Consider the following 5,863-nt stretch of genomic DNA (forward strand, 5'->3'; position numbering starts at 1 on the left):
GCCACTATGATCAGAAATATCACTGAAATCGCTATAAACAAGGCGTTCATCAAGAAAGCTGTAGATTTTGCCTGTTCCTCCTGCTCTCCGGTAAATTTCACTGATATTCCTTCGGGGATATCATATTGGGCAACCAATTCTTTAAATTGGTTATTGATCTCTGTTGGATTATATCCGTCAGTTACATTAGAGAAAATGGTAATTACTTTGTTCAGGTCTTTTCGTTTTACAGACCCATAAGTAGATCCATAATGCAATTCAGCGACTGCAGAAATTGGAACCTCTTTTTTGTTTCCAAATTTGTCTCTAAAGCTGATCTTCTTGTTGATTAGGGAAGAAATATCGTATCTGTACTCATCACTCAACCTCAACTGAATCGGGTAATCTTCCTCCCCTTCTTTGTATTTGGAAACTTCAAGCCCAAACAAAGCTGTTCTCAACTCATTTGCAATGGTGGCGGTAGATAGTCCAAACCTACGGGCATTTTCTCTGTCAATATCCAAGATAACCTCCGGACTTCCCAATTCCAGATCCGATTTCAATTCCTCGATACCGGGTACATTAGCCGAAGCAAGATCTTCTCTGAATTTACCCACAAATCCAATCAACTGTTCAAAATCTTCACCACTCACCTCGATATTGACCGGCTTTCCAACAGGAGGTCCATTGGTTTGTTTGTTTACGGTAACCAATACTCCTGGATAAATTTCTACCATCTCACGGATTTCTTCCATGATTTTATTGGTATTGACACCTTGTCTAAACTGATACTCTACAAAACTGATAGTAATTTTTGCCTTATGTGGTGTATTAGCAATACTTGGGCCCATTGTTTGGTCGCCTGTACCCTCACCCACTTGGGTAATAACTGATTCAATGATGTTTCCATAGGGCTCAAGCAGATTCAATAAATCACCCTCCATCCTATCCACCATAAATGAATTAGTCGCCTCAGTATCTGTTCCTATGGGATTTTCGATAAAGATATTGACCAAAGCAGGTTGGTTGTCGGGGAAGAAAAGTATTTTAGGCGACCTGATTCCAAGCAATGCCACACTCAAAACAAGCAACATTACAGTGCCTCCAAAGAACAAATACGGATTAATACCCCTGAGTGCAAAACTTAAAGTGCTTTCATAAAGATTTTCCATTCTTACCAAAAAGACATTTTGAAACCATCTTATGGCACCGCGGAGAACAAAAACATTGAAGACGGTCAGAATTGATCCAAGCATCAATAGGTTTCCAAACGCAATCCAACCTATCAGGTAACATACTATTGCCAATAAAGCTAGAAATAAGGCTACAATCAATGGTTTCCTTTTCGTTTTGATCACATCGAGATTTTCGACCTTCATATACATAGATGTCAATACTGGATTGACTACCAATGCCACAAACAAGGAGGAAGATAACACAATGATTAAAGTGATAGGAAGATATTTCATAAATTCCCCAATGATATCATCCCAAAATGCCAAAGGAAGGAAAGCAGCGAGAGTTGTGGCAGTAGAGGTAATGATCGGCCAAGCCACTTCACCCACACCTTCTTTTGCTGCCCTGACAGGTGATAACCCTTCTCCCATAAGTCGATAAATATTTTCCACGACCACGATCCCATTATCCACCAACATTCCCAATGCAAGAATCAAGGCAAACAATACCATCAGGTTTAGAGAAATTCCAAGCGAATTCAAAATCAGAAATGATATAAACATGGACAAAGGGATGGCAATACCTACGAAAAGTGCATTCCTGAATCCAAGAAAAAACATCAAAACCAAAACAACCAAAATTACTCCAAAGATGATACTGTTCTCAAGATCGGCCACCTGGGCTCGCGTAGTCTTGGATTGGTCGTTGGAAATACTGATTTCAAGATCCTCAGGAAATCTTGAAGCTTTGGCATCTTGAATGATTTCCTTGATTTTGTCAGCAGCATCCAATAGATTTTCACCACTTCTTTTGATTACGTTTACGGTGACTACAGGGAGTTTATTGCTCCTAGCATAGCTTGTCCTTTCTTTATAGGTATCTGTCACTGTGGCTACATCCCTCAGATACACAATTTTCCTTTCCTCAGTCTTGATGATGATGTCATTGAGTTCCTCCGGAGATTTGAATTCACCGGTCACCCTCAAGGACCTTCTAAAATCTCCCGAAAGGATATTTCCCCCTGAAATCGTCACGTTTTCTTGGGAAATCGCATCAGAAATATCACTGAATGATACACCCAAAGCCTCCATTTTGTAAATATCCGCATCGACTCGTATTTCTCTTTCGATGGTACCTCTGAGTTCCGCTTTGGATATTTCCGAAAGCTTTTCTATTTCATCCTCCAAATATTCCCCATATTTCTTCAACTCCTCTTCCGAATAGTTACCGGAAATATTGACATTCATGATTGGGAAATCGGAGGTGTTGATCTCTAAAACATCAGGATCTTGGTCAAGGTCGGTGGGAAGTTCGCCTTTTGATTTATCTACAGCGTCCTTCACATCCTGAATTGCTTTTGCGATTTCAACACCAGGATTGAATTCTACTACAATCGAGGAAAAATCCTGAACAGAAGTAGAGGTGATGTTTTTGACATTGTTGAGCGATTTAAGCTCTTTTTCTATTGGCCTTGTGATCAGATTTTCCATATCTACCGGAGAATTTCCAGGATATGCTGTACCCACATAAACTGTAGGAATAACGATTTCTGGAAAACTTTCTTTGGGCATCGTCCTATATGCCCCCAAGCCCAAAACCGTAATAATGATCACAAGTATGATCACTGAAATCTGATTATCTATCGAGAAGGAACTGATTCCAAACTCTCTAATAACTCCTTTTTTCTTTTCTTCTATCTCTGCCATATCAATGTTACTTGGCAATGTTTACAACAAAATTATCTCCTACTTCTCTAAAGCCTTTGTCAATAAGCACCTCATCACCAGTCAATCCCTCAAGGATTTCTGTAACCTCTTTGTAGGTTTTCCCCCTTTTGACATACCTTTTCTTACTGATACTTTCATCTACCGTGAACACATAATCACCTTTATTATCCTGAAGAATCAGGTAATTGGGAACAGTCACTGCTGTTTTGTTCTCATAATCTTTGATTTTGATGACAGAAATCATATTTGGTTTCAGGAATTCCAATGAAGGAACCGCCATCTCTACTTTGAATGTCCTATTGTTTGCATTAATAATAGCACCTACAGAAGAAATTTTGGCACTCAAAAATTTATCAACTGATGGAAAACTAACTTCAACTGAATCTCCTTTCTTTATTAGACCAACATACTTTTCAGAAACATCAGCCTCTATAAATAAATCACTTTCTCCAACAAACTGAAACATCGGAACACCGGGCTGCACGAATTCTCCCAACCTAACCAGAACAGTTTCTACAGTTCCATTGAAAGGGGCTCTTACCAAGGTTTTTGATTGTTGAATCTTTAATGCCTCCAAATTGATCTGCAATGTTTCCAACCTGTTTTTTGATTCTAAATACTGGATTTCAGTACCAATCTTCTGCTTCCATAATCTTTCCTGCTTATCAAATAAAATCTTAGACAATTCAATTTGTTTTTCTAATTCATCGATGTTCCTAAGAATTGATTCTGCATCAATTTTTGCCAAAATCTGACCTTTGCTAACTCTCATTCCTTCTATAGCAACAATTTCCTGGATTCTGCCTAGAATTTCACCTGAAATATTGACATTTTTCTTGGACAAAACTGATCCGGTAAATTCTACAAAATGTTCAAAATGTCTATTCTCAACATTGATTGTCGAAATTAAAATCGATTTTCTGTTTTCTTTTGCAAACTCAGGGTCCAACAAGGCTATTTCTTTTTCCAAAGTTTCTATTGAATTCCGAAGTTTTGAGGCATCAGATTTCATTTTGGATAATTCCTCTTTTTTCAAAACAAGGTCGTCTTTAGGACCGCACGACACCATCAAAATAATGATAGTAAATATTAATAGGGGAAAGTTCGTTTTCATATTTTCTTAATGTTTTTCTAATAATTGATTATAATAATCCCAAAGCTTTTTCAAGATCAACTTTAGCAATCAAGGCATCATAAAGTGCTGAAAAATAATTTCTTTCTGCATCTTTTGCGGCTGAATCTGCTTCGACTACCTCCAAATTTGAGCCTACCCCTTCATCGTATTTGATTTTTGTCATCCTGAATACTTCCAATGCCAATTCTCTATTTTCTTCCTGAACTCTAAGAGCCTGTAAATTATTTTGAAGATTGGTTCTTGCCTGGAATCTTTCAATTTCAATATTGCTTTCTAAGAATAGTTTTTGGTTTTCCAATTGGTCCATCTGAGCTCTTTTTTGTTGAATCTGAGAACTTTTGAACAAACCGTCAAAAATCGGAATATTCAATCTAAGCCCAATAAAAGCTCCTGTAAACCACCTTTCATTTTCCCAAATCAATCCTGTAGACTGGGCTGCTGCATTTCTCTGATAAGTGCCGAAAAAATCCAGATTAGGGATATATTGGGAGGTCGTGTATTTAATATCTAGACCAACCAAATTAATGTTGGTGTTGATCTGATCCATTTCCACCCTCCTTGTACCTTGGAACAACAATAAATCGTTGATTTCTTGAATGCTGTTCAGTTCAAGTAATGTCTCACTTAAAACAATATCATACTCCAACGGCAAGCCCATTTGAAGTTTCAATAGCTGGATACTTATATCCTTCGCAGCATTGACCCTATCCATCTCCGTCACTAAATTATTCCGCTGGACTTGGATTCGGGAAACATCAATTTTCTCTGAGAATCCTGCTTCATACATGGCCTGCGTTTCTTTTAGCAAAGTATCAAGTCTGCCAAGGTTGGCACTGATCAACAAACTTCGCTGCTCATTGACCAACACCGAGAAGTACGCTTTTTTTATGGTCTCTTTGACATCGATATCACTCTTTTCTTTGTCAAATTCTGTCAACATTTTATATGTCCGAGCTGCTTTTAATCCGACGAAATAAGATCCATCAAATATCATTTGATTTAATTGTACTACTAAAGCTGAATTGAATTTGGTACCAAACCTTAAGGGAAGTACATCTGAATCGACATCCGGCTGAAAAAACCCACCTTCGTTTGGAACGAAAACAATAGGAATGGCTGCATTGTGGGTGATGTCGTAGGTACCATTAATCTGAGGTAATCCTGCAGACAGTCGTTCAATGACTTGGGCTTTGGCTATCATGGTCTCCAGCTGGGCGTTTTTCGCATCTACGTTGTTTTCCAGGGCATACCGTAAGCTTTCTTCAAGAGTCAAGTGTAGGACATTTTCCGATTGGGCATGCCCCTCAATCAACATAGCAAAAAGGAATATCCCTACTCCCATGAGCTTTTTGGCTGTGGTTTTCATTTGTTTTCGTTTTTCTGTTTTAAATATGCTTCTCTTCCTTTTTCTGTAAAAATCCCATAAAGAAAGTGTTCGAAAATTTCAATCTGTAAATCGACCATGTTGTATTTTGATGGGGGAAATTTGATTGGGTCAAAAGTGATCATCATCTGTTCCAATCTCAGTAAGGCAATAATTTCATTGTTGATTTCGGGCCTAAAAAAGCCCTCCTCTTTACCCTTTTCCAAGACAGCTACCACTTCTTTGAATATGTGACTGTGCTTGAAGTCTTCAAACAACTGCCAACACTGGGGAAAATAACGCTGCAGTTCATTCATGACCAAAGGATTGATATCCGCAAAACGTTTTCTCATATAAGTTGAAAGCCCCACAAGATGCTCAATGGTACCATCAGCTAATTTTGGAAAAGTTTCCATCATGCATTTATCATGTTCCAAAGAGGCAGCAAATGTCTCATAGACCAGTTGGTTTTTATCAGTAAAT

The 5,863-nt window shown here is 38.2% G+C and carries 4 protein-coding genes; all 4 read right to left on the reverse strand.

The window, feature by feature from the left end:
- Positions 1-2,861, reverse strand: a 2,861-nt coding sequence (locus ACZFYI_RS14475) for an efflux RND transporter permease subunit (protein ID WP_462524840.1), incomplete at its 3' end; no start/stop codon positions are given.
- Between the two features lie 7 nt (positions 2,862-2,868).
- Positions 2,869-3,996 (reverse strand): efflux RND transporter periplasmic adaptor subunit, encoded by a 1,128-nt coding sequence (locus tag ACZFYI_RS14480; RefSeq protein WP_462524841.1) that lies wholly within the window; start codon positions 3,994-3,996, stop codon positions 2,869-2,871.
- A gap of 28 nt (positions 3,997-4,024) precedes the next feature.
- The gene (locus ACZFYI_RS14485; protein ID WP_462524842.1) at positions 4,025-5,383 is read right to left on the reverse strand and encodes a TolC family protein; all 1,359 of its coding nucleotides are present in this window, start codon (positions 5,381-5,383) and stop codon (positions 4,025-4,027) included.
- Positions 5,380-5,863, reverse strand: a 484-nt coding sequence (locus ACZFYI_RS14490; protein ID WP_462524843.1) for a TetR/AcrR family transcriptional regulator, incomplete at its 5' end; no start/stop codon positions are given. The genes ACZFYI_RS14485 and ACZFYI_RS14490, both read right to left, overlap by 4 nt.

It is taken from the genome of Aquiflexum sp. (genome assembly GCF_977115555.1).

Coding starts and splice junctions, on each gene's coding strand:
- ACZFYI_RS14480 (WP_462524841.1), bottom strand. CDS start 3,996: ATGAAAACGAACTTTCCCCTATTAATATTTACTATCATTATTTTGATG.
- ACZFYI_RS14485 (WP_462524842.1), bottom strand. CDS start 5,383: ATGAAAACCACAGCCAAAAAGCTCATGGGAGTAGGGATATTCCTTTTT.